Here is a 25236-nt window from a genome sequence, read left to right as displayed (position 1 = left end):
GATTGGGGGAACCGCACAGCGTCACACCACCAACAATACCTTGTCGCCGCGGCTGACGGCCTCGGACACTTCTATTTCATGGCCTTGCTTGTCGACATTGATGCCGCGCGTGACCAAAACCGGCTGGGTCGCTGCGATGTCCAGTTCGATCGCCTCGGTGGGGCGGGGCAACCGGGTCGAAATGATTGTTTCGCTGCGGGTGAAATCCTTGATCCCATAGGCCGCCAGCGCCTCGGTCACGCCATGGCCCGCCAACAGCAGATCCAGAATGCCCTCGAACCGCGCCGGGTCGTAATAATGGCGGGCAAACATCGCAGGCCGGTCTTCGATTTCCCTGAGCAGCGTCGCCCGCAGGGCCGTCGCCCCGCTGCGCAGCCGCAATCCTTTGACCACAAAGTCGGGCGCGCGCACGCGGCCAGTATCAAGCAATTGTGTCCCGCTGTCGCGGCCCGCGCGGTTCAGGTTGATTCTGAACCGGGTACGAGAGCCGATGTAATAAGACACGGATGTCTCGGCCACGAAACTGCCACGGCCCTGCCAGCTGAGAACATGGCCCGTGTCGCGAAGATGGCTGATCGCCTTGCGCGCCGTATGGCGGGTGACACCGTGTTTCACCGCCAGATCAGAAAGTGACGGCAGGGCCGCCCCCGGCGCCAGATCGCCGGATGTAATGGCGTCGCGTAATGTTGCGGCCAGCTCTTTCCAGTCTACATCGGCCTGCATTTGATGCCTCTGTCAGGTTGATTTGCGCGCCTGAAATCACTTCGCCACACAGTAGCGGACTGTGCGCGAAGCTTTTGTGAAAGCGGTGGCGCAACAGTTTCGTTGTTACCGAAGCTTCATAAGCGGGCTGCACTCAGGCGGCAGTATTCCCGCATTCGAACATGGAGTTTCAAAATGCATTCGGTATCCCGCCGCCGCTTTCTTGCCCAGGTTTCTGCCGGGGCCACGGTCATTGGCCTGTCGCACTTGCTCGATCCATCCAAGGCTTTTGCTGACACGCCTGACGCCATCAGCAAAATTCTGGCAAATCAAACGCCGCAAACCGGTGGCAAGCTTGTCTATGGCCAGACCTATCCCAACTGGGCGCTTGGCCAGTCCAACCGCGGCACGCATCCCTATTACTGGCTTGATCTGCTGACCCGTTCGGTCTGGAACGCGCTGACCTGGGTCGACGAAGTTTTCAACGTCCAGCTGGAACTTGCCGCGTCGCTGGTGGCCAATGACAAGATGGATACCTGGGACGCGACCCTGCGCGAAGGTGTCATGTTCCATGATGGCACCGAGATGACGGCAGATGACGTTGTTGCCTCGATGAACCTGCATATGGGCGGTGGTGTTGGATTGCTGCGCGCCAATGTGGCCAAGACCGAAAAGCTGGGCAAATACGCCGTACGGTTCCATCTTGTGCAACCCAACGCCGAATTCCCTTATGCGCTGGCCGAATATCGCGCCGTCATCATGAAGGCCAATGCCGACGTCGATCAGATTGGGTATGACGGGATCGGCACCGGGCCGTTCAAACTGGTTGAAATCGACAATGCCCGCCAGTTCCGCGCCGTGCGCAACGAAAACTACTGGGGCGAGCAAGGTCCGTTTCTGGACGAATTGCAGGGCGTGATCACCCATGCCAATGCGGCAATCAATGGCTTTCGTGCGGGCCAGTTGAATGCAGTCTGGAACATCGACCCCGGCCAGATCGAACAGTTCGAAGATGCCGGCGCGCAAATTCACCGCTCCGCAGCCGGTGACCAGTTCTATCTCAACCTGCCGAAAAACCTTGATTTCCCATGGAACGATCAAAACGTCCGCAAAGCGATGTCGCTGGCGATTGACCGCACCAAGATCAACGAAATCGTCTATGGCGATGCCAGCGGCTGGACCGGCAATGACTTCTCACATGTCCGGGGTCAACGCAGAATTTGTGGCCCGCCCGGTCGAACGCGATGTGGCACAGGCCCGCGCGCTGCTGGCAGAGGCCGGTTACAGCGACGGCGTGAAATTGCCCGCCATCGCCTTTTGCCCGAACTTCCCGGAAGAGCCGCGGATCTATCCCATCGTGGCGGAAAGCCTGGCCGAAGTCGGCATCGAGATCGTTTTCGAAGAACGCCCCTGTGACGGTTTCAGCCCCTATGTCGACGCCGTGAACGCGCCTTATGGCCGTCCGCACCGCAATCTCGTCGGCCCGCGCAACCCGTTCATCAACCTCAGCCGCGCGGATTACACCCGCGAGGAAAACACCGATTGGACCGGCCCGGGGGCCGACGAATATTCCCGTCTGGTCAATACAGCGGTTGGTGTTCAGGATGAACAGGAACGGTTGAAGATGTACCAGGACGCCCAGCGGATCCTTCAGGAAGAAGTGCCGGGCATCATGCTGGGTGGTCGCCGCAACATGGTGGCCCATGCCCCCAATGTGATGAACGCGCGCAGCCACAGCCAGAACTGGTCCAGCCGCTTTGAATACATCTGGATCGACAGCAAATCTTCTTAACGACATTGCCCCCGCCGCGGTTTGATCCGTGGCGGGGGCACCAAAAGGTGAGTTTGGCTGATGAACCCGATTTTTTCGATGGTCTTGCGCCGTTTGGCACTGTCCGGCGTCATTTTGCTTTTGGTTGCGGGCATCGTGTTCATTGGAACCGAAGTCCTGCCCGGTGATGCGCTGGAGGCCACAATCCCCCAGGATGAACGCATCTATTATACCGACGAAGATTTCGACCGAATGCGCGCAGAGCTTGGGCTGGATCGCCCGCCGCTGGTCCGGTTCGGGGAAATGTTTGTCAATCTGGTGACTTTTGATTTCGGCACGACGATCCTGACCCGCGAACCCGTGATCGGCTATATCTGGCATCCGATCATCAATTCGCTGCTCATGGCGTCGATTGCCGTGATTGTCACCCCGCTGGTTGCCATCGCATTGGGGGCCGTGGCGGCGTTGAAACCCGGAGGACGGCGCGACGGCATCATTTCCGGCGTCACATTGTTTTCCTACTCGATGCCCGATTTCGTTGTTGCCAATATATTCATCATCGTATTTGCGCTTCAGCTTGGCCTGGCGCCTGCAATTTTGTTGATCCCGGAAACCGCCCCGGCCTGGCAAATCCTGTCGGTCTCGGTCTTGCCGGTGATGGCGCTGATCGTGTCCGGCGTGGCATATCAATTCCGGTTGCTGCGCGCCGGGATGCAGGAAACCCTGCGAAGCGAATTTATCGAGCGTGCCCGCCTGTCCGGCGTGCCGGAATGGCGCTTGGTTCTGGTCCATGCGCTGCCGGTGGCGCTGGTTCCCATGCTGAACGGCACCGCACAATTCGTGGCCGGGATCGTGTCGGGCGTGGTCGTGATCGAAGCGGTCTTCAAGTTTCCCGGCATCGGGCTTGAACTGATCCGCGCCATTTCCCAACGCGAAGTCCCGACCGTTCAGGCCATCACCTTTCTGGCGGCCTTTGCGGTCATTGCCGGCAACCTGCTGGCCGATATTGCGGTGCTTGCGCTTGACCCTCGCGCCCGGAGAATGACACATGACAAGTGACACTTTCGCCCAATTTCGCCCCCCCGCCGCACCGCCGGCCAAGGCGCGCCGCCTGCCGCTGCCGCTGCGCCGGGCGCTGCGATCGCCGATGACGGTGATCGGTCTGGTGCTGGTGTCGTTTCACCTGCTTCTTGCGCTTTTTGCGCCGGTGATCGCGCCCTATTCCGTGTCCGCCATTCTGACGACCGGGTTGACGCCGCCATCGGGTGCCCATTGGCTGGGCACGGATCAGATCGGGCGTGACTATCTTTCGCGGCTGATGTCGGGCGGGCGGATCGCGCTTTTGGTGTCCTTGCTGGGCGTCTTCGCCGCCGTCGTCACCGGCGCGGTGCTGGGGCTTTTTGCCGGGTATCGCGGCGGGTGGCTGGATGATCTGGTCATGCGTCTGACCGATGCGGTCATGGCGGTGCCGGAACTGTTGCTGATCGCGGTGCTGGTCCTGACCTTTGGCAAGGAAATCTGGTCGCTTTCGATTGTTGTGGCCATTGTCTATACGCCCGGCGTCGTGCGGGTGATCCGCGCCCGCACCGTTGGTCTGGCGGCGCAGGATTTCATACGGGCCGCCGAATTGCGCGGTGAAAGCCTGCCGCGCATTCTGTTCCGGGAATTGGCCCCCAATCTGACCGGATTGCTGGCGGTCGAGCTGGCGATCCGATGTTCCTCTGCGGTGCTGAAGATTTCGGCGCTGTCCTTTCTTGGCCTCGGGATCAGCCAACCCACACCCGATTGGGGCCTGATGGTGCAAGAGGCGATGACCGTGATCTTTACCGATCCCTGGTTCCTTATCGCGCCGGCCATCGGGCTGTCGTCGCTGGTGATCGGTATCAACTTCGCCGTGGACGGGCTTGCCCGCGCATACGGTGTCAGCGAAACGGACACAAACCCATGATGACGCCCCATATCCACATTTCCGGCCTCGACGTGACCTATAGCACGGATCTCGGGACCGAGGTTCACGCGGTACGTGATGCCGGTTTGCAGGTTCTGCGCGGTGAAACGCTTGGCATTGTTGGCGAAAGCGGGTCGGGGAAATCCACCCTGGCGCGGTCGCTGTTGGGCTATGCCCGCCCCGGCGCGCGGTTTGCAAAGGGAACGGTGCGGCTGGGTGATACGGATGTGCTGCGGCTTGACCCTGCGGGGTTGCGGGCGTTTCGCGGCGGGCGGGCCGCGATGGTGCCGCAAAATCCGCTGTCCTCTTTGACGCCACATATGCCGATTGGGCGCCAGCTGGCAGAGCTGGTGCGCCTGCACACGGACCTGCGCGACAGCGCCGCCAAAAAACGCATCCTATGGCTGATGGATCGCACCGGCCTGCCAGAGCCGGACAAACTGCTGGCGCGGTATCCGCATGAGATTTCCGGCGGCCAGCGCCAGCGCGTTGTCATTGCCGCCGCCTTGATCGGCCGCCCCGAATTGATTGTTCTGGACGAACCGACAACCGCGCTGGACAAAACGGTCGAGGCAGAGGTGCTGCAACTTGTTGCCGAGCTTCAGAAAGAGCTGAATGCGACGCTCGTCTATGTCAGCCACGATCTGAACGTGATCAGGGCGATGTGCCGCAAGATTGCGGTGATGAAAGACGGCAAGATACTGGAACAAGGCCTGCTGAGCCGCGTGTATTCCCGCCCTGCCACCGCCTATACACAGGAATTGATCCGCGCAATTCCACGCATCGAACCGCAGGGGCCAAAGCCGGGGTCAAGGCCTGCCCACACCGCGCTGGCCTCTGCCGGATTTGCGACGACCTCGGTCAGTTTTTCCTATCATCGCCCCGGCGGTCTGTTCCGGCGCGGCCCGGACGGCCCCCCCGCATTGCAGGACATCACCCTGGACATCAACGCCGGTGAAACCCTGGGCATTGTCGGCGAAAGCGGGTCGGGGAAATCCACCCTTGCCGGGTTGGTCGCGGGGATCGTTTCCGGGCATTCCGGTCGAATTACATTTGACGGACAGCCGCTGGCAGGCAAGGCGGCCAACCGGTCCAAGGATATGCGCCGACGTGTGCAGATGGTGTTTCAGGATCCGCTGTCCTCGCTCAATCCTGCGCAGAAGGTCAATGAAATCCTGGCCCGCCCCCGGCAGCTTTACTTTGGGCGCAGCGCGGCAGAGGCGCGTGCAGATTCAATTGCATTGCTGAAGGAAGTCGAGCTTGAGCCGGACATTTTGAACCGGAGCGCCCGGCAGCTTTCGGGTGGCCAGCAACAACGCATTGCCATGTGCCGGGCCTTGGCGGCGGAACCAGAGCTGTTGATCTGTGACGAGGTGACCTCGGCGCTGGATGTCACCATTCAGGCGCGGGTGCTGGATCTGTTGTTGCGTATTCAAAAGGAACGCGGCCTGACCTGCCTGTTCATTTCCCATGATTTGGCGGTGATCGGCAAAGTCTCGCATCGGGTGGCGGTTTTGCAGATGGGCCGCCTTCAGGAAATTGGCCAGCGCGATGCTTTGCTCAACGCGCCAACAACCGACTACACCCGGAAACTGCTGCAAGGGCACCGCCATGATGCGGGTGCGACGTGACGGCCGAGCGGTCCAAATGCCAAAGCAATGGACGGGCCAGACCCCCGGCCCATCGCCCTAGCTAAAGGCCGGATCGACCCCCGGCGGCGGCGAAAAGCCGAAATCACCGCGTTTGACGACGGCATCCCGCCCGCCAAGCTCTGCCAGCCGCTTGCCTTGATCTGCAAGGGCCCGGTCATGCACGGCCTGCGGGTCAAGCCGCGCCTCCAGAAGCCCGCGACAGATATTCAAAACCTCGGCATAGGCGGGGTCAGACGCAAGGTCTGTCAATTCTTCTGGATCAGCCCCAAGGTCGAACAGCTGCGGCGCATAAAGTGCGTAATGGACATATTTCCAGTTCTTGTGCCGCACCATCCAGGCCCCGCTTAACGACCCGGTTGCGTGGTATTCAGAGATCACAGGTTCCTGTTCATCCGAGAAAAGATCCATTGTGCCGAACCCGTCGCCGGGTAACCCGGCAGAGGTCAGCACAAAGCGGGAAAGATCAATCAGGGATCTTGGCGCGTCCTCGACCGTGGCTTCGGGCACCGAAGGGCCGGCAACGATCAACGGGATGCCGGCGCTTTCTTCGTACATATTGCTCTTGCCCCACATCCCCCGCGCGCCAAGGCTCTCTCCGTGGTCGCTGGTGAATGCGACGCGGGTGGTTTCGGTCAGACCGGCGTTTTCGACCGCCTCGACAATCGCGCCGACCTGTAAATCGATAAAGCTGCACAGCCCATAGTATCCGGCGATGGCGCGACGGACGTCGGCCTCGGATTTGAAATGCGCATCATAATCGACGCAACCCGCGAAATCGGACAGGAACGGATGGTGGGGCCGGTCCTGTTCAGCATAGAGTTTGGGCATCGGAAGGTCCGGCCGATCATAAAGATCATAGAACTCCTGCGGCGCCGTCAGCGGATAATGCGGACAGACAAACGACACGAACAGCACCCAGGGGCGGTCCTGCTTCTGGGCCTCTTGGTCCAGCCATTGCCGACAATGTGTCAGGATATCGCGATCATAGGCGGTATAATCGGACTCGCCCGGGCCCGCCATCGCGGCCAGCTTGTCCGTTGCGCCGCGCGGAATGATCTCATCCCTTACAAGCCCAAGCGCATCGCCAACGCCGCCCACCACATTCATCGGAATATCGGACGCGGAAAAGCCGGGGTCATCCTCCGGCCCGCCGCGAAAATGCAATTTGCCGATGGATCGCACGTGGTGGCCTGCGGCGCGCACTCTGTGGTGCCAGCTTTCGATATTGCCGGAATAGGGATGCGCGTTGCACCATGTGCCGATCTCATGCACCTGCCGCCCGGTGGCAAAAGCCGCGCGGGCGGGCACACAGATCGGGCTGGGCGTATAGGCGGCGGTAAACCGCGTGCCCCGCGCCGCCAATGCATCAAGATGGGGCGTTTGAACAATCGGATGTCCGGCACACCCCATGGCATCGCGCCGGAATTCATCCGCCATGATGACAATGGTATTTGCAGGCTGCATTGGCGTCTCTCCGGGTCAGTGGGGGATCAGGCGAATTCCGGCACCAGCACAGCCTTGTTGGCGGCGATGATCTCGATCCCCTTGGCGTCATCCAATTCTTCGGCCTGGGCCTGGATCTGGTCCAGCAAACCGTCGAATTCCTGGGGTGGGCGGGCACCCGGAACCAAGAGATTGACCCTTTCCTCGGGATCGCTGCGCAGATCGAACAGACGCGGGTTTTCTGCCCTCTCACTCAGGATCAGCTTGTGCGTGCGGCTGCACAATCCGCGTTCCTCCAACCGGGGTTTCAACCCGCCCTTGCTGGAAGACAGAATATCGAATGTCTCATTCTCGATATAATAGCTGTCGCGCCAATCGGTTGTGGTGCCCTCCAGCAATCCCCGGATGCTGCGCCCATGCAGATGCGCCGGGGCCTCTATTTCGGCATAGTCGAGCATTGTCGGCATAAGATCCTGCATGCCGATAAAGGCATCACAGACCTGGCCCTCTGGCACGCCCGGCCCCGAAATCAGGAACGGCACATGCACGCTTTCCTCGGTACACATGAATTTGCTGGTGGTGCCATCGCGCAGGTGGAAATGCTCTCCATGGTCGGAATAATAGATGACAATGGTGTTGTCCGCTTCGCCGCTTTCTTCCAACGCAGCAAAGATCCGGCCAACGCAGCGATCCAACGCCGTGACAGACCCATAATAGCCCGGGAACGGCACCTTCATCCGGCGGTATTTGTCCATCGTATCAAGCGGCGAGGAAAACGGATCATGCGGCGGATACCAGGAAATGACACTGGCAAAGGGTTTGCTGCGATCACGGGTACGGAACCAGTCAATCATCGCATCGGTGTCGCGATCCGGCACCCATGTCCCGCCTTGCACGTTCTGTTTGCTGTCGACCCAGTGACCGCCCCAGGAGTTAAAGGCCTCGAACACGTCAAACGGGCCGGGATTGCGCACCCCAAGATGCCATTTGCCGTAATAGGCACATTCATAGCCGCCGTTTTGCAGCAGGGTGAACACGCTTTGATCCAGCAGGCCACGATCCGACAACAGATCGTCGATGCCATAGGCATTGCGGATCACGGTATGGGCATGGGGATAGAGCCCTGTCCACATCGACGTCCGCGCAGGTGTGCAAACCGGGAAAACGGTGCGGCAATCGCTGAACACCGTGCCGGATTTGGCCATGGTATCCAGATAGGGGGCTTCGACGAAGGTATTTCCGTAGCAGGGCAGAGTGTCTGCGCGTTGCTGATCGCTGAACAAAAGGATAATGTTAGGTCGCTTGCCCATGTCAGTCTCCAATTCAAATTTTTGGTGTGTTGGCCGGCGCGTGGGCCTAGATGCGGTCGCCCTGCGGTCGGGTTCCGTAGGCCGGTTGCGCGATGACCAAATCCGCAAGCCTGACCCCAAGCGCATCACCCAATTCAGTGGCGGTGTCGCGCAACGTTGCGGCCATGACTTCGATCTGGTCACGGCGGCTGGCGAATTGATCCGTCAGACCCTGCGGGGATGGGTTGGGCAGACCAAAGAGATTGAACTCTTCTTCGGGGTCGATCAGCAGGTCGTACAACCGGCATTCGCCGCCATCGGCGCTCAGGATCAGCTTGTGCCGCCCATCCCAGATTGCGCGCTGTTCCCAGTCAGGGAAAATTGCAAAATCGGCCATTCCGTCTTCGAACATGACGTCGATATGGCGCAGAAACGTGTTGTGCAGATAGATAAGCTTGCGCCAATCGGATGCGGCGGTGTCGTCCATCAACAGCGGCAAGAGATCACGCCCCTGCGCGCCGGAAATCGTGGTGCCCGCCAGGGCGGCCAGCGTGGGCGAAATGTCATGCGATCCGACAAGCGCGTCACTTGTTTTGCCCGCAGCAATCATTCCGGGGGCAGAAATCAGAAGGGGCACGCGAATTAAATCGTCGTGGCAGGTATTCGCGTGGTTCACGAAATCGCGGTATTTGTACTGTTCGCCGCTCAACGATGTGTAGACCACAACCGTACTGTCGCGCCGGCCGCTTTTATCAAGCGCAGTCAGCATCTTGCCGATGGCATCATCATAGGCCGTCACGGCGGCAAAGTAGCTGGCCATGGGCACGCCGTTCCCACGGTACGGGGTGAAACAGGTCTGCTCGATGTCCTCAAACGACCAGATCGGCGGCAGCTGGATCAGGACCGCCCGTGGGCCGGTTCCGGGTTGCGCCAAAAGATCGGCCGCCGCGGATGTGGTCGCCGCAAGGCTGTCGGTCGGGTCGATCTGGAAGAGTGTGTATCCCGCCGTCTTCAACGATGTGCCAAGCGGGCTGTTGGCCAGCGTGGCTGTGTCAGATGCAGAAGCAGACGCATCCGGGTAAGCGCCCGACAACAGCGCTGTCATCGCCGGTGCCGCCGCCGGATAAACGGTCACCGCCCGCTCAAAAGAGGCCCCAGACGCCGCCAGCGCATCAAGATTGGGTGTGTGGACCAGCACGTTCCCGGCGCTGCCCAGAAAATCGGCGCGATGATGATCGCCGACGATCAGCACCATGTCTTGAGTTTGGGTCGTGGATGTCACAGGCATAGCTCCGCTCTCGGTAAGATGTCCTAAGTGCCGACCTTGTGTCGGCACTTAGCGTTGATTGTGTAGGGGGATCAGCCTTTGGGATCGATCCAGACGTCCCAGGCCCGCAGCACGCGGTAGGGCCGATAGCCATGGGCCTCGTTGCGGACGGCGTTATAGACGCCGGTTGCACCAACCCGGATCGCATAGGCGTTGTTCAACACACCTGCCTGATAGTCTTCGAACCCCTGTTTGCGGTCTTCAAAGCTCAGCCCGGTGCGGGTGCGGTCTGCGGCATCTTCCAGCGCGGGGTCCATATAGCCCTGCAGGTTGTTTTCACCGGAGAAGTGGCGCAGCATCCCGAAGGGACCGATCGAGGGGGCAAGTCCAAATCCGCCAACCACGATTTCCCATTTGTCCTTTTGGCCAAGCAAGGCCGTCCAGGTCGCGGTATCGACGCCCATGATCTGGGATTTGATCCCCATTTTACCAAGCTGATCGGCCAGCGCGATTGCATAGTCACGGGTAACCTGCTGGTCACTGGGGACAAGGATACGAACCGTTTCACCGTCATAGCTGCTCGCGGCCAGAAGCTCTGCGGCGCGCTCTTTGTCGCCGACATTATACGTGTCTTTGCCGACCTCGGAATAATAGGGGAACCCTTCGTATTGCCAGCCGTGGCCAAGCTGATAATTGCCGCCAGTGGCAAAATCGAGCAGCGTTTCCAGGTCGAGCCCGATCTGGACCGCACGACGGAAATTGATGTCTTCGCCCGGTGCGCTGGACACATTGAACGTCTGATGCAGCATCATCCAGGGCAACATCGCCATGGCCTTGGCTTCGCCGCTGGCGTCGATCCGGGGCACATCGGTCTGCGCGATCTGGTTGGCAATGTGATAGTCGCCGGTCAAAATCCCTGCCAGACGCGATCCCTGTTCGGGGACATTGCGAAAGGTCACGCGGTCGACATAGGCGGTGCGATGCCCACCAAAGCCTGACGGCCCGTCAAAGTCGGGGCTAGGCACGTAATCGGCAAATTTATCCAGCGTGATATGGCTGTCGGGCACCCATTCGACGAATTTGAACGGGCCGGTGCCAATGGGTTCGAACGCGTCCTTTGGCAATTCGGCGATCTCTTGCGGCATGATGCCAACGATCACCCGAGGCGAGCTGAGGTTTTCAAGAAAGGTCGGATAGGCGCGTTCCATGTGAACCGTGACGGTGTCGTCATCAACCCGTTCGAACGACTCGACCAGACCCATGATGCCACGGTCGATGCCGTAATCCTTCATGCGCTGCCAGGATGCGATCACATCATCGACGTCCAGAATATCACCCGAATGGAACGGCACGCCATCGCGGATATGGAAGGTATAGCTCATGGCGTCCTGCGCCGCTTCAAAGCTTTCGGCCAGCTGCGGAATGATATTGCCGGTCTCGTCAATCGTGATGACACTTTCAAAGATATGAGACGCAATATCGCGGGTTTCGCCGCTGGTCGACGCGTGCGGGTCAAGCTCGCCGAGGCTGCCGGCGCTGGCGATAATCAATTCGCCGCCGTCCACCGGTGTCTGCGCTGAGGCCGACAAGGGCGCTGTCATCGACAGCCCCGCGCCAATCGCCAAAGCAAGTCCGAATCGTTGATGGTAATGCATGGTTTCCTCCCAAGGTCCTGCGGTTTTTCTACCTCAAACCAACACTTTGTTTGCCCATCGCGCAACGACAAGGTCGAGGCTATGACATTCCATATTGGAATGATGAGTTTGCGAAATAGCCATTGATCGGAATGTAGCGCCTGCCTAGGGTTGGTGTGCAGATCAGGCAGGGAGGGCCTTTGTTCATGGAAACGCGACACGCCAGGATGGTGCGCGAAATTGCCGAAACCGGCCGTATTTCGCTGGCCTCCGAACGGATCGGAATTGGCCAGCCTGCCCTCAGCAAGATTGTGCAACGTATCGAAGACGAATTTGGCGTCGCCCTGTTTGATCGCGGTCCGCAGGGCACGTCGCTGACGCCTTTTGGGCGGCTTTTCCTGGAATTCGCCCAGGTCATCGAACGCGAAACCAATGATCTTCTGGCCACCGCGCTGTCGATGCGCAAAGGCGAAAGCGGCCATTTCCGGATCGGCGCCGGGCAGACCTGGATTCACGATCTGATGCCACGGATTCTGCACACCGTTCACGCGGCGCGCCCCAACCTGTCGTTCAGTGTTGTCACCGGCAGCGTGCCGGAGCTTGTCGATCAGCTTGTTGCCGGGCAGGTCGATCTGGCCTTTGTGTCGATGACAATCCCGCTGAGCGAGGATCTGATCGCAGAAGAATTGATCCGCGACCGTTTGCGCATCGTGGCACGCCGGGATCACCCGCTGTCGATGCAGGACAGCCGCCCCACCATCGAACAGATGCTTGAATACAGCTGGATCATCGGCGAGGCGATCAACACCGACCTGCCCTATGCCTGGCTGATCAAGACCGCCGCGCAACTGGGCTTGCCACGACCCAACATCGCACTGGAAACACATCAGAAATATCTGATGGTCGAAATGGTCAAAAATTCAAATCTGCTGGCCTTCGAGCCAGGGGATTCGCCCGCCGTGCGCAACGGGGAAATCGTCGTTCTGTCTGAGCAAACTCTTGGGAAGCCGCGCGGAACCGGCATGATCTGGCGCAAGGAACGGGCAATCGCACCCGGGTTGCAATTCCTGATGGACACCGTCCGCACAATTGCATCCGAGAACAATCCAATGGGCCCGCAGTCCGCATCACAGACTGCCAGGGCCGAGGAAAGCCAATGATAAGATACATCATCAAACGAATACTAAGTGCCATACCGGTGCTGCTTGTTGTCAGCGTGATCGCATTCCTGATCATCATGTTGGTGCCCGGCGATGGCGCTTCGGTTATCGCCGGACAGGACGCCTCTGTTGAAGAGGTGGAATTTGTCCGCGAACAACTGGGGCTGAACGCGCCCTGGCCGATCCGGCTGGGCGAATGGGTCACCGGGCTTGCGCATGGGGATCTGGGCTATTCCTATATCCTCAAACGCCCGGTGTCCGAGGCGATCATCGAACGGCTTCCCGTCACGCTGTCGCTGGCGTTTCTGTCGATCGTTTTTGCCTCTTTCTTTGGCATCCTGATCGGCACGCTGGCCGCAGTTTTTCACCGGACCTGGGTGGATGGGCTGGTGATGTCCATTTCGCTGATTGGGGTATCGGTCCCGAATTTCTGGTTCGGGCTGATCGCCATTCTGGTGTTCTCGGTCGGTCTGGGCTGGTTCCCGCCCGGTGGCTATGTCCCGCTTTCAGACTCCTTTTTCGGATGGCTGCACGCCATGACCCTGCCCGCCATCACGCTTGGCACCGCCACGATGGGCCTGATCTCGCGGTTTACGCGGTCGGTGATGCTGGAACAGCTGGGCCAGGATTATGTCCGCACCGCCCACGCCAAAGGCATGTATCGCAGCGAGGTGATCGGCAAGCACGCGCTGAAAAACGCGATGATTCCGATCCTTACGGTGATTGGCATCACCTTTTCGCTGACCATGGCGGGCGCCATCGTGATCGAGGCAATCTTTTCGCTGAACGGATTGGGACGGCTGATGCTGCACGCGATCACGCGGCGTGATTACCCCGTGCTTCAGGGCGGGCTTGTCGTCATCGCATTCTCGTTCGTTTTTATCAATTTGCTGGTGGATATTCTGTATTCCTGGCTGGACCCAAGGGTGCGCTATGACTGATCTGACCACATCCCGCCCCGCAATCACGGCTGCACGGACCTCGTGGCTTCGCAAACTGGCCTCGGCCAATAAAATCCTGATCATTGGCGGCTCAGTTCTGACCTTCATTGTGCTGGCGGCACTGATCGGCCCGTTCATCATGCCATATGGCGCCGAGGATACGTCCCTTATGGACCGGTTCAAGGCGCCCAGCCTGACCCATTTGGCGGGCACGGACAGTTTCGGCCGGGACGTCATGACGCGGGTGCTTGAAGGGGCGCATGTGTCGCTGTTGATCGGTTTGTTCGTGGTCATCATCACAATGGTCCTGGGCATCATCATCGGCGCGATCGCGGGCTTCTTTCCGAAACTGGACAATATCTTCATGCGGGTGATGGATGCCGGAGAGGCGTTTCCGACCCTGTTGCTGGCCATTGCGCTGGCCGCGGTCCTGGGACCGGGGGTTGTGAACGTGGTGTTGGCGCTGGGGATCGCATATGCGCCCCGGACGGCACGGATCGTGCGGGCCTCTGTTCTGACATTGGCGCAGCAGCAATTTGTCGAAGCGGCCCGCGCCAGTGGGGCCAGCAATCTCAGGATCATTCTGTACCACCTGATCCCCAATGCGCTCGCGCCGGTGATTGTGCAGATGACATTTGTCTTTGCCGATGCCGTTCTGGCCGAAGCTGCGCTCAGCTTTATCGGGGTCGGGCCACCGCCGCCCTCGCCAACCTGGGGCAACATCATCGCGGATGGGCGCACCTATCTGTATTCCGCACCCTGGATCACCCTGTTTCCCGGCATCGCCATCTTCCTGACTGTCATGTCATTGAACCTGGTCGGTGATGGGTTGCGTGACCAACTTGATCCGCGATTGAAGGGCCTGAGCTGATGTCGAAACCACTTCTGGAAGTCCGTGACCTGACGATCTCGATCGGATCAACGGCCGCAAAAATTGATATCGTGGATGGGGTCAGCTTTTCCGTCCAGCCAAACGAACCCTTTGGGATCGTGGGTGAATCCGGCAGCGGCAAAAGCATGATCGCCCTTGCGATCATGGGCCTGTTGCCCAAGGCGTTGAAAATCACAAGCGGCACGATCCTGTTTGACGGCAAAGAGATCCAATCGCTGTCACAGCGCGACATGCAGCGCCTGCGCGGCAAAGAGCTGGCGATGGTGTTTCAGGAACCTTCAACCGCGTTGAACCCTGTCTTCACCACCGGCGCCCAATTGGTCGAGGTGCTGCGCCGTCACGAGGGCCTGTCGCCAAAGGCCGCCCGCGCCCGGGTGATCGAATTGTTCGGCCAGGTTGGCATCCCCTCGCCTGCGGACCGGTTTGATGATTATCCCCATCAGATGTCGGGCGGGATGCGCCAACGGGTGATGATTGCCATGGCACTGTGCTGTAATCCGCGCCTTATCATCGCGGACGAGCCGACAACGGCATTGGATGCGACAATCCAGTTGCAGATCATGCGGCTTTTGGCCCGCCTGCAAAAGGAAACCGGCGTCGCGGTGATGTTCATCAGCCACGATCTTGCGCTGGTGTCGAATTTCGTGCGCCGGGTTCAGGTGATGTATGCCGGGCGGCTGGCGGAATGCGGCACAGCCGAGGCCGTGTTTTCGACCCCGGCCCATCCCTATACCGAGGGCTTGATGCGCTGCGCCTATGGGCTCGAAGATCGAATGGAACGACTGCCCACGATCGAAGGCCAGGTGCCGACACCGAACCGCTTTCCAAAAGGCTGTCGTTTTTCAACCCGCTGCGCCCATGTGCAAGAGGTGTGCCGGCATGTGCCGCCGCCGCGTTACGCGCTGGCGGCGGGGCACGAATCTGCCTGCTACCGCCATATCGATTTCAAGACGGAATGACGCAAATGACAGATCAGACACCCATCACCGCAGAGCCGATGTTTCGCATTCGCAGTCTTTCAAAGCATTTTGCAAACAAACCTTTGCTGCCTTTCACCCCGCCAACCCGTGTGGTCCGGGCGGTCGACAAACTGGCGTTTGACATCCACCGGGGCGAAACCCTTGGTCTGGTGGGTGAAAGCGGCTGCGGCAAGACCACGACCAGCCGCCTGCTTATCCGTCTGCTGGATGCGACCTCGGGCGATGTGACATTCGACGGCAAACCGCTGCTGGAACTCAAGGGTCAGGAGCTGCGGGCGTTTCGCCGTCAGGTGCAGATTGTGTTTCAGGATCCATTTGGGTCGCTTAACCCACGCATGACAGCCGAACAGGTGATTGCGGAACCTTTGATCACGTCAACCGAGATGACCGCAACAGAGCGGCGGGCGCGGGTGGCAGAGCTGCTTGATCTTGTCGGGTTGGCGCCCGAACATGCAAGCCGCTATCCGCATCAGTTTTCGGGTGGCCAACGACAGCGGATCGGCATCGCGCGTGCCCTGGCGCTCAACCCGAAATTCCTGGTTTGTGACGAGCCGGTTTCGGCGCTGGATCTGTCGATTCAGGCTCAGATCGTGAATCTTCTGAAAGACATTCAACGGGATCTTGGGCTGACTGTGCTGTTCGTGGCCCATGACCTTCAGGTTGTTCGCCATATCTCTGACCGGGTTGGGGTGATGTATCTTGGGCGCATGGTGGAACTGGCGGATAGCGACACGATCTTTGATCACTCACGCCATCCCTATACCCGCACCTTGTTGTCGTCTGCGCCGCGCTTGCGGCATGAGGGCGGGATCACACCAGACACCAGCGACGCCGAGCAGGCCGAGATCCCAAGCCCGCTGAACCCGCCGACGGGGTGTCATTTTCACCCGCGCTGTGCGCTGGCCACCGACCGCTGCCGCAGCGAAGTTCCGGAATGGCGCAATCTGAAGGGTGATCATATGGTGTTGTGCCACCATGCAGAGCAGCTAGAAGATCAGTGAACTGACCGCATGACGGATGTCGAATAGAGATCGCCGGGCCCGCGCCCGGCATCGCAATTGCCACATGTCCGCGGCATTCAAACAGGAGCTTTTCCGAAATGACACGTCGGCCGAATTTCATTTTCCTGATCGCTGACGACCATCGCGCCCGCTCGCTTGGGGCGAGTGGTTGTGATGCGGTCACGACGCCAAACCTTGATGCGCTTGCGGCACGCGGGACGTTTTATCGCAATGCCCATTGTCAGGGCGGGTTCGATCGTGCGGTCTGTATGCCATCCCGCGCCACCTTGATGACGGGTCGCGATGTCTTTGCCCTGCGACTGGCGCAAGAGGCGCGCAAAGCATCCTCATCAGAGACACCGCCACAGTTTCTGGAAATTCCATCCGACATGCCGACCTTCCCCGAATTGCTGCGCGCCGAAGGGTATCGCACCCATGGTGTTGGCAAATGGCACAACGACCGCGCTTCTTTCGGGCGGTCGTTCAGTTCGGGGTCGGCGATCTTCTTTGGCGGCATGTGCGACCATGACAAAGTGCCGGTAACGCCATTTGATCCCCAAGGCGTCTTTCCATCGGACACCACGTCCGACATGCCCGGATTCTCGACCGATCTGTTCAGCGAAGCTGCCAAGGATTTCCTGCGCGCACAGGACGGAGAGGAGCCGTTTCTGCTCTATACGGCCTTTACCGCGCCGCATGATCCGCGCACGCCGCCGCCCGCCTTTATGCCAAACCCGGATGATATCGCCCTGCCCGCCGATTATCTGCCGCTGCACCCTTTCGACAATGGCGAAGCCGCGCTGCGCGACGAATTGCTTGAGGATTACCCCCGCAGCCCGGAAGCGGTGCGCCGCCATCTGGCGGAATATTATGGCATGATTGCCCATCTTGATGCTGCCATTGGCGACATCCTGGCCACCGCCGAGGCACAGGGGCTGCTGGAAAACACGGTGGTTGTCTACACCTCGGACCATGGGTTGGGGATTGGCAGTCACGGGTTGATGGGCAAGCAGAACCTCTACGAACACAGTCTTGGCATCCCCCTGATCCTGGCCGGTCCGGGCATAGAGGCCGGACAGCAGTCAGACGCATTGGTCTGGCACGGTGACACACGGGCAACGGTGCTGGATCTTGCGGGTATCACCCCGCCGCAGGATCATGGCAACCTGTCGCTGGCGGCGCAGGCCCCCACGCCCCAGCGCGACACATTTGGCGCGGTTTACAGGATGTCCCAGCGTATGATCCGCGACGCCCGGTACAAATATGTGCGCTACTATCCCGCATCCGCCAACCCGGCACCTGATCCTATCGAATGCACGCCGGGATCCGCCACCGAGCAGCTTTTTGACCTGAATACGGACCCTTTTGAACAGGTCAACCTGGCCTTTGCACCAGCCCAGCAGGATCGCCGCCACGCAATGGCCGGGGCGTTGCGGCAATGGCAGGCGGCCCATGGCGATGCGCTTGTGGACAGCTGATCGCCAATTGGTCTGGCCGCCAAATGGCGCCGCAACAGGGATCAGCGCAAATCGGTGACAGGCGTCCAATTGTCATTTCTGCGGATCAATTCGATGATCTGCTGATATTGGCTGCCTTCCTGGAAGGTGGGATAGGGTTCCACCGTTTCGCCGGAAATATCGCGCACGAATTCCCGCGCCAGATAATGCCAGCATTGCTCGGTCTCGCCCGCCACATCCGGCACGGCGTCGGCAATCGGCTTTGGCAGGGGCAATTCCTGCCAGCTTTTGTCCGCGCCATAATGAGACAGCTGGCCGCTGCCGTAGTGGCCCTTGATATAGATCGCGCCTTTTGTGCCATAAATCACGATGTGATCTTCGTGAAACCGTGGCACCAGCCCGCCGTGTTTGAACAGAACCGACACCGGCTTTTCGGCAAACGGGCTCTCTAGCTGGGCCAGCACGGTATAGGACCATTCCACATCGCTTTCGCCCCATTTCAGGTTGGGATCGTTCAAATCCTTGGGGATGAAATCGCGCCTGGTGGCAAAGTTGTGCACACCTTCGACAATCGGCGCGCGGCCAAGGTCGTCGCGCACTTCACCGATGATCGACAGGATCTTTTCGCCAACAACAGAACAGGCAATCGACAGCGTATGGGTGAAATTGTTGTTCAACCGCCCGCCGCCATCCTTTTTGCGATGCGACCAGCCAAAGGGAATGTTTCGTTCCAGATTGAAATGCGACATGCACTCGATCTCTGTGGGTTCGCCAATCGCGCCTTCGGCCACCAATTGCTTGGCATGCAATACGCTGGGCGCATAGCGAAAGCTGGCGGCATAGGCGGTTTTCACGCCTTTTGCCTGTGCCAATGCGTTCAGCTCGATTGCCGTATCTGCGCTATCGGTCATCGGTTTGTCGCAAAACACATGACAGCCTGCGGCAATGGCCTGTTTGATCGGTTCATAATGGGCGCCGCCCGGCGTGGCGATGGACACGATGTCGGGTTTACAGGTCGCAAGCGCCTCTTGCCAATCAACCCCGGCATAGGGAATGCCCATCTTTTCCGCCACTTCCGTGACAACATGCGGTGTCCGGCCAACGATGCCGACAACCTCGGCCCCGGCCCCGCGAAAGGCGTCAGCATGGCCCTGACCGGCAAATCCGGTTCCTGAAATCAGAACTTTGAGCATGGCTCACTCTCCTATGTGTTTGGCGCACGGGACGCCGTGGGCGCGCTGTCGCGCCGCGATGTTGGGGGCCGCCCCTACGCTATGGACAGGTAAAAAGGGGGGCGAAAAGGGGCAGCGTCAGACGCGATGACCGGTTTCCTTGTCAAAGAAATGCACCTTGGCCGGGTCAATGGACACCGTCAAAGGCTGGCCAACCGCCAGATCGACCCCACCATCCAGCACCGCAGTGGCCGAAGCCCCGGCCAGATCAAAGGTGATATGGGTCTGTGCCCCCGTCGGTTCGACCAGCGAGGTCGCGCCGGTCAGTTGCACGCCGGTGGCATCGGTCGTGAAATGCTCTGGTCGCATGCCAACGATCACCTTTTCATGCTCGGCCATCTTCGGATGATCGCTTTGCACCGGGATGGATTGACCGCAGGCGAACATCGCCGCCGGACCGGTGTCCGTTTTGACAATCGTGGCCTCGATCAGGTTCATCGACGGCGTGCCGATGAACGCCGCCACAAAGAGATTGTCGGGCTTGTTATAAAGGTCGATGGGCCGCCCGGCCTGTTCAATATTGCCGCCATTCAGGATGACCACCCGATCCGCCAGTGTCATGGCCTCGATTTGATCGTGGGTCACATAGATCGAGGTGGTCTTGACCCGCTGGTGCAGCGTCTTGATTTCGGACCGCATCTGGACGCGTAATTTGGCATCAAGGTTCGACAGCGGCTCATCAAACAGGAACGCCGCCGGATCGCGCACAATGGCGCGCCCCATGGCAACCCGCTGGCGCTGACCCCCCGAAAGCTGCCCGGGTTTTCGGTCCAGCAACTTATCAAGCTCCAGCAGTTTGGCGACGCCCTCGACCTTTTCGTCGATTTCAGTGCGGCTCATCCCCGACAGTTTCAGGTTGAACCCCATGTTTTTCGCCACCGTCATATGCGGGTAAAGCGCATAGTTCTGGAACACCATCGCGATGTTGCGTTCGCGCGGGTTGAGGTGGTTGACCACATTGCCGTCAATCCGAATTTCACCGCCAGAAGCAGGCTCAAGCCCGGAAATGATCCGCAGAAGCGTGGACTTGCCACAGCCGGACGGGCCGACAAGCGCGACGAATTCACCATCTTCGATCTCTAGATCAATGCTGTGGATCACATCCACCGCACCAAAGCTCTTTTTAAGCCCGGAGATTTCTACTGAAGCCATGACATTCCCCTATTCCCTATGTCTGATTTCGCAACTGTCAGGTCATTGCCCACCTCACGCGAGGACGGCCGCCTTTTCGCGAAGAATTTCTTGTTTAAGTGGCGCACCAGCAAAGAACCGGCGGACATCCTCCACCGCCGCAAGCCCCTGCATGATATAGCTGTCGTGGGTGTGACCGGCGCAATGGGGCGACAGATAGACATTGGCCCGTCCGCGCAATGCGTCCCCCTCGGGCAGCGGTTCGGTGTCAAACGTATCCACCGCCGCAAAGATCCGGCCCTGGTCCAGCGCCCCGACCAAGGCCCCCGGCGCGATCAGCCCGGCCCGCGCGGAATTGACCAACAGCCCGCCGGGGCGGAACGCATCCAGATGCGCGCGTGTGATCATGCCCTCGGTTGCCGGAAGATTGGCGGCATGCAAGCTGACCACGGAGCAGCGTTCGAACATCTCTTCAAGGCTGACCAGCACAACCCCAAGCCTGTCGGCCTCTTCCGCGCTGATAAAGGGATCGTAAACACAGATGGTACATCCAAAGGGCCGCAAGAGGTTCAGCACCAGCCGCCCGACATAGCCAAGCCCGACAATTCCGACATCCTGCGCCGCCAGCAGCTGACCCAGATAAGCGTCGCGCATCGCCTGCCATTCCATTCCGGTGCGCAGCCCGGCATCAAACTCTCGGTGTCGCCGCAAATGGGCCAGAATTTGTGTCACGGTGAATTCGGCCACCGCCTGGGCAATCACCGGGGCGGCGTGGCTGACGCGAATATCGCCGGCCTCCAGCGCGCTTTGCACGCCCAGCCGTTTGACCGATCCCGCCGCATGGGACACAAAAGCAACGCTGCCCTGCGGGGCCAATGCCGCTTGCGGGATTTCCGGGCTTCTCCAGCCGGTGATCACCGCCGTCACACCGGTCAGCGCATCGGCCAGCTTGCCGCCCACATCGCCCGACGCCAAAACGTCATCACTGATGATCACCGGCTGGGCAAAATCCAAAAGCGCCTTTTCGACAATTTCAGGAAAGATCTTGGCGCGCATATGCGCGGGGATAAGAACGCCAACCTTCGGGCCTGGATTGCCGGTTGCACCTTCGTCCGACGCCGGGCTTTTGGGACTGTTGGACATATGTTCCATCTTGCTTTGGCCTATTTTCTGCATCGCGATCAGCGGATCGCCGGTTGAATCATCAATTCCGAAACATGCGCCCGCTTCGGCAATGTCATCACGAACATGCAGGCCTCGGCGATGTCTTCGGGTTGCAGCGCCTTGGCGCGCATTTCGTCGGTCGGCGGTGTGGGCCGCTTTTCAAGCAGCGGCGTTTCGGTCATGCCCGGCAGGATCACGGTGGCGCGCAGGCCGTTGTGCCATTCTTCCTCCATGATCGCATGGGTCATCGCCATCACACCGGCCTTGGTCGCCTGATAGGCCGCACCAGATGGATCGGGCTTGCGCGCCGCCGTCGAGGACACATTGATCAACAGCCCGCCCCCCCGTTGGCGAAACAGCGGGACAATCACCTTGGCCAGGTTGAAGGCGGCATTGAGGTTGATGTCGATCATCGATGCCCAACTCTCGGCCGAGAGGTCAAAAAACGCCCGGTTGACGATGTTGACGCCAATCGAATTGACCAATGTATCCACGCGGGCAAGGTCCGCCTCGGCCGAGGCCAGCGCACGGGCAAGATCGTCCGGGTCCGCGGCATCGGCCAAAAGGCCAATCGCCCGCGGCGCCCCAAGATCCGTGGCTTCGGCGACGACGGCCTCCAGCCGGGTCTTGTCCCGGCCCAGCAGCAGCACCTCTGCCCCGGCGGCAGCGGCGGACCGGGCCGTGGCCCGCCCCATGCCGCTTGTCGCGCCAGCGATAAGGATCTTGCGGCCTGACAGGCTCTTTTCTGTGGTCATTTTTCTGTCCCTGAATTGATGCTGTCAGAATTTTTTCGCGCAGCGGTGGAGCTGCGGACGATCAATTCCGGCCGCAGAATGACATGCGGTTCCGCTGGGCCGTCTTCGTCTTCCAGCGTTTCGATAAGCCGCGCGACCATCAATTCCGCCATCTGTTCAACCGGTTGGCGTACTGTCGTCAGCGGTGGCTCCATCACCTTTGCCATGATGATGTCGTCGAAACCGACCACCGACAGGTCATCAGGCACACGATAGCCCAGTTCCCGGGCGCCGGAACATGCGCCGATGGCATACATGTCGTTCACGGCGAAAATGGCGGTTGGCGGATCGTCCCGTGTCAGCAATTCACGCGCCGCAGTCCGGCCAAGTTCGGCCGCCTGACTGTCACCAAACCCCGCCGCTTGCGGACCAAGCCAGATCAGATCCTCATCAATAGAAAGCCCAACCTTGGACAGCTCGCGCTGCACACCCTCAAGTCGCGCGATCCTGCTCGACGTGCCGATCGGCCCCGAGATAAAGGCAATCTTCTTGTGCCCCAGACCAATCAGATGCCGGGTGGCCAGTCGCGCGCCAAGATCCTGATCCACACTGACAGAGCAGGACACAATCCCCTCTGCCCCGCGCGATGCGCGATCAAATGCGCCGATATGCATGCCTTTTTCGGAATGCTCGCGCAGATGGTCAAAGGAAACCGGCGAAGACCCCAAAATCGTTCCACGGATCAAAGACCCCTGAAGCGAGGTCATGTAATTCGCCTCAAGCTCTGGATCGCGTTCCGCGTTACAGATCAGAACCTGATACCCCCGTTTCAGGGCGGCTTTTTCAATCAGCTGGGACACATTGCCCCAAAACGGGTTGGCCACCGAAGGCACCACAAGACCAAGCGTCTTGATGTGCCCCGATTTCAGCTGACGGGCGACGGCGCTGGGGGTGTAATTGAGTTCGGCAATCGCCTCCTGCACCCGGCGCAGGGTACGGGCCCCCATTTTGGCATGTCGGCCATTGATGACGTTCGACACGGTACTGACGGACACCCCCGCCTTTTTCGCCACATCCTTGATACCTGCCATCGTCTCTACCCTACATGGCCCACGGGTGCGCCAGCCACAGAACGGGCGGCTGGAATCGCATTGGGGTCTGGTTAGTAATACGTTACACACACTACCCACTTCCCAGCAAAGTATTCCAGAGAAATTTTTCATTTCTGCAAAATTTTTGGGCCGACCTCCCGAAGATTCGCCACGAATCCACCTAGCCACATCGGCCATATTCCTTGATGGCCTTCACGAATATTGAACAATTATAATGTATTACAATCACTCCTCCACCCAGGGTGACCCAAAATTCGCGCCGTCCCTGCCCGCAAAAACCGCGGCCCGGAATTTTGTGTCGACATTAGTGTATCGTTTTACTATCGTCACAGTGCAGGGGGTCACGAATCGCGATCCGTTGTATTGGCGATCCGCAGTCAGGTCGCGCACTTCAGGGAGGAAAAACCATGACGCATTCACGCAGAGCATTTCTAAAACAGGGCTCCGCCGCATTTGGCGGATTTGCATTGACGGTTGTCGCGGGGGGCGCCTTGGCGCAGGGGAAAACCACCGTTCGCTTCAGTGGCTTCGTTGAATTGGAGGAACAACTCGGCACGACACTCAAGGTTCTCAAGGCCTATATGGCGAAGAACCCGAATGTCGAAATCGTACCGGAATTTTCCAGCTACCGCGCCTTTACCGACAAACTCGCAACCGAAGCGGCCGGCGGCAATGCCCCGGATATGTTCAGCGTCAACGTCGATCTTTTGGCCGAATACGCGGCCCGCGGCGTCCTGACCCCGCTGACAGACTGGATTCCCGATCCGCTTGACGTGTCGGAATATCAGGCCGCCGGCAGTGTGTTTTCCTGCACCTATGCGGACGAAATGTACGCCATGCCCAATGATGCGATCGCCACGGCGATCTTCTTCAACCCGGCCAAGTTCGAAGAGGTTGGCGTCGCCGTTCCCGACAAATTCTATACCTGGGAAAAACTGCATGAAACGGCGGTTGCGCTTGGCAAAGAGCATGGGCGCGGCTTCTGGGGCATCGAAGACGGCGGCGGCAACAACCTTGCCTGCGACATCTTCTTGCGGGCGGCCGGCGCCGCGTTGTTCACCCCGGAACATACCATCGGCTTCACCGGCGAAGACATGGCCAAGTGGTTCCAATATTGGGAAGACATGCGCAAGGCTGGCGGCGCACCGCCCGCAGATGTCCAGGCCCAGGCCTGGCGACAATTCAGCCTCGCTCGGGATTGTTCGGGGCCGTTCGGCGATGTTGGTACAAACCACCGACAGCTTTATCGGCATTGGCGCACTGATGGATGGGCCGCTTGATCTGATGATGCTGCCCAACGGGTATGAGGGCGGCGAGATGAAACAGCATCTCTATGACTACGCCGGCAATTCCACCGGGATTTGGAAAAACGCCGTGGACAAGGAGCTTTGCGTCGACATCATCCGCTTCATGCACTTCGATCCCGAAGGTGTCGAACTGTATTACACCGGCAGCGGCATGATCCCGGCCTCGACCGCCGGGCTGGAAAAATTCGGCTCTTCCGGCACGCCGGAGGAAAAGAAGCTGGTCGCCTACCTCAAGATGCTGCGCGAAGATCCGGCGCCGTCACGGCGTCCGGGTGTGGGCGGGCTTGGCGGGATCTTCCGTCGCCATAACGAGGCCGTGGCCTTTGGTGACATGACCGCGCTTGAGGCTGGCAATTCGCTGACTGCGGAAATCGACGGCAAGCTCAAGGCGCTCAAGTAACGGCGGCTGCGGAATGGCG

The 25236-nt window shown here is 59.7% G+C and carries 23 protein-coding genes; 13 read left to right on the top strand and 10 right to left on the bottom strand.

Features of this window, described 5'->3' with window-relative positions:
• Positions 1–21: 21 nt before the first annotated feature.
• A complete protein-coding gene (locus AC0L4F_RS20595; RefSeq protein ID WP_244691246.1) occupies positions 22–723 on the bottom strand; it encodes a GntR family transcriptional regulator in 702 nt (233 codons plus the stop codon).
• A gap of 174 nt (positions 724–897) precedes the next feature.
• Between AC0L4F_RS20595 and AC0L4F_RS20590 the strand changes: the two genes are divergently transcribed.
• Genes AC0L4F_RS20590 through AC0L4F_RS20570 form a run of 5 tightly spaced genes read left to right on the top strand, consistent with a single transcriptional unit; the run spans position 898 to position 6052 of the window.
• Entirely contained in the window at positions 898–2118 is a 1221-nt protein-coding gene (locus AC0L4F_RS20590; protein WP_244691245.1) for an ABC transporter substrate-binding protein, read from the top strand.
• Positions 2060–2494 (top strand): periplasmic substrate-binding domain-containing protein, encoded by a 435-nt coding sequence (locus AC0L4F_RS20585; protein WP_244691244.1) that lies wholly within the window; start codon positions 2060–2062, stop codon positions 2492–2494. Before AC0L4F_RS20590 ends, AC0L4F_RS20585 begins: the two co-directional genes overlap by 59 nt.
• A gap of 60 nt (positions 2495–2554) precedes the next feature.
• Positions 2555–3532: an ABC transporter permease gene (locus tag AC0L4F_RS20580; RefSeq protein ID WP_244691243.1), complete on the top strand. Its 978-nt coding sequence runs from the start codon at positions 2555–2557 to the stop codon at positions 3530–3532.
• Positions 3522–4421, top strand: coding sequence for an ABC transporter permease (locus AC0L4F_RS20575; RefSeq protein WP_244691242.1), 900 nt, complete (start codon positions 3522–3524; stop codon positions 4419–4421). The genes AC0L4F_RS20580 and AC0L4F_RS20575 overlap by 11 nt, the downstream gene beginning before the upstream one ends.
• Positions 4418–6052, top strand: a complete 1635-nt coding sequence (locus tag AC0L4F_RS20570; RefSeq protein ID WP_244691241.1) for a dipeptide ABC transporter ATP-binding protein — start codon at positions 4418–4420, stop codon at positions 6050–6052. Before AC0L4F_RS20575 ends, AC0L4F_RS20570 begins: the two co-directional genes overlap by 4 nt.
• 57 nt (positions 6053–6109) lie before the next feature.
• Here the strand turns inward: AC0L4F_RS20570 and AC0L4F_RS20565 are convergent, their stop codons facing one another.
• From AC0L4F_RS20565 to AC0L4F_RS20550, 4 genes are all read right to left on the bottom strand, one after another.
• The gene (locus AC0L4F_RS20565; RefSeq protein ID WP_244691240.1) at positions 6110–7537 is read right to left on the bottom strand and encodes a sulfatase family protein; all 1428 of its coding nucleotides are present in this window, start codon (positions 7535–7537) and stop codon (positions 6110–6112) included.
• A 26-nt stretch (positions 7538–7563) separates the two neighbouring features.
• Complete coding sequence (locus AC0L4F_RS20560; protein ID WP_244691239.1) at positions 7564–8826, bottom strand: sulfatase family protein; 1263 nt, start codon at positions 8824–8826, stop codon at positions 7564–7566.
• A 46-nt stretch (positions 8827–8872) separates the two neighbouring features.
• Positions 8873–10087: a sulfatase family protein gene (locus AC0L4F_RS20555; protein ID WP_244691238.1), complete on the bottom strand. Its 1215-nt coding sequence runs from the start codon at positions 10085–10087 to the stop codon at positions 8873–8875.
• A 77-nt stretch (positions 10088–10164) separates the two neighbouring features.
• On the bottom strand, positions 10165–11727 hold the full coding sequence (locus tag AC0L4F_RS20550) for an ABC transporter substrate-binding protein (RefSeq protein ID WP_244691237.1): 1563 nt from the start codon (positions 11725–11727) through the stop codon (positions 10165–10167).
• 185 nt (positions 11728–11912) lie between these two features.
• Here AC0L4F_RS20550 and AC0L4F_RS20545 point away from each other — a divergent pair, with 185 nt between their 5' ends.
• The 6 genes from AC0L4F_RS20545 (at position 11913) to AC0L4F_RS20520 (ending at position 18158) form a co-directional block, all read left to right on the top strand.
• The gene (locus AC0L4F_RS20545) at positions 11913–12866 is read left to right on the top strand and encodes a LysR family transcriptional regulator (protein ID WP_244691236.1); all 954 of its coding nucleotides are present in this window, start codon (positions 11913–11915) and stop codon (positions 12864–12866) included.
• Positions 12863–13807, top strand: coding sequence for an ABC transporter permease (locus AC0L4F_RS20540; RefSeq protein WP_244691235.1), 945 nt, complete (start codon positions 12863–12865; stop codon positions 13805–13807). The genes AC0L4F_RS20545 and AC0L4F_RS20540 overlap by 4 nt, the downstream gene beginning before the upstream one ends.
• Positions 13800–14678 (top strand): ABC transporter permease, encoded by an 879-nt coding sequence (locus tag AC0L4F_RS20535; RefSeq protein WP_244691234.1) that lies wholly within the window; start codon positions 13800–13802, stop codon positions 14676–14678. Before AC0L4F_RS20540 ends, AC0L4F_RS20535 begins: the two co-directional genes overlap by 8 nt.
• Entirely contained in the window at positions 14678–15658 is a 981-nt protein-coding gene (locus AC0L4F_RS20530; RefSeq protein WP_244691233.1) for an ABC transporter ATP-binding protein, read from the top strand. Before AC0L4F_RS20535 ends, AC0L4F_RS20530 begins: the two co-directional genes overlap by 1 nt.
• 5 nt (positions 15659–15663) lie before the next feature.
• Complete coding sequence (locus tag AC0L4F_RS20525) at positions 15664–16680, top strand: ABC transporter ATP-binding protein (RefSeq protein WP_280520706.1); 1017 nt, start codon at positions 15664–15666, stop codon at positions 16678–16680.
• Between the two features lie 98 nt (positions 16681–16778).
• Complete coding sequence (locus tag AC0L4F_RS20520) at positions 16779–18158, top strand: sulfatase family protein (protein WP_244691232.1); 1380 nt, start codon at positions 16779–16781, stop codon at positions 18156–18158.
• A gap of 41 nt (positions 18159–18199) precedes the next feature.
• On the opposite strand, the gene AC0L4F_RS20515 is transcribed toward AC0L4F_RS20520, so the two are convergent.
• From AC0L4F_RS20515 to AC0L4F_RS20495, 5 genes are all read right to left on the bottom strand, one after another.
• Entirely contained in the window at positions 18200–19330 is a 1131-nt protein-coding gene (locus AC0L4F_RS20515; RefSeq protein ID WP_244691231.1) for a Gfo/Idh/MocA family protein, read from the bottom strand.
• Between the two features lie 117 nt (positions 19331–19447).
• Entirely contained in the window at positions 19448–20521 is a 1074-nt protein-coding gene (locus tag AC0L4F_RS20510) for an ABC transporter ATP-binding protein (protein WP_244691230.1), read from the bottom strand.
• 54 nt (positions 20522–20575) lie between these two features.
• Positions 20576–21643, bottom strand: coding sequence for a hydroxyacid dehydrogenase (locus AC0L4F_RS20505; protein ID WP_244691229.1), 1068 nt, complete (start codon positions 21641–21643; stop codon positions 20576–20578).
• 38 nt (positions 21644–21681) lie between these two features.
• Positions 21682–22419, bottom strand: coding sequence for an SDR family oxidoreductase (locus AC0L4F_RS20500; protein WP_244691228.1), 738 nt, complete (start codon positions 22417–22419; stop codon positions 21682–21684).
• On the bottom strand, positions 22416–23489 hold the full coding sequence (locus tag AC0L4F_RS20495) for a LacI family DNA-binding transcriptional regulator (protein ID WP_244691227.1): 1074 nt from the start codon (positions 23487–23489) through the stop codon (positions 22416–22418). The genes AC0L4F_RS20500 and AC0L4F_RS20495 overlap by 4 nt, the downstream gene beginning before the upstream one ends.
• 428 nt (positions 23490–23917) lie before the next feature.
• On the opposite strand from AC0L4F_RS20495, the gene AC0L4F_RS20490 reads away from it, so the two are divergent.
• On the top strand, positions 23918–24790 hold the full coding sequence (locus AC0L4F_RS20490; RefSeq protein ID WP_244691226.1) for an ABC transporter substrate-binding protein: 873 nt from the start codon (positions 23918–23920) through the stop codon (positions 24788–24790).
• Positions 24729–25217, top strand: coding sequence for a type 2 periplasmic-binding domain-containing protein (locus tag AC0L4F_RS20485; protein ID WP_244691225.1), 489 nt, complete (start codon positions 24729–24731; stop codon positions 25215–25217). The genes AC0L4F_RS20490 and AC0L4F_RS20485 overlap by 62 nt, the downstream gene beginning before the upstream one ends.
• Positions 25218–25236 lie beyond the last annotated feature (19 nt).

Source organism: Marinovum sp. J2-8, assembly GCF_055808435.1.
The sequence above is the reverse complement of the archived record's forward strand: the minus strand, read 5'-3'. Positions and strand labels throughout refer to the sequence as shown.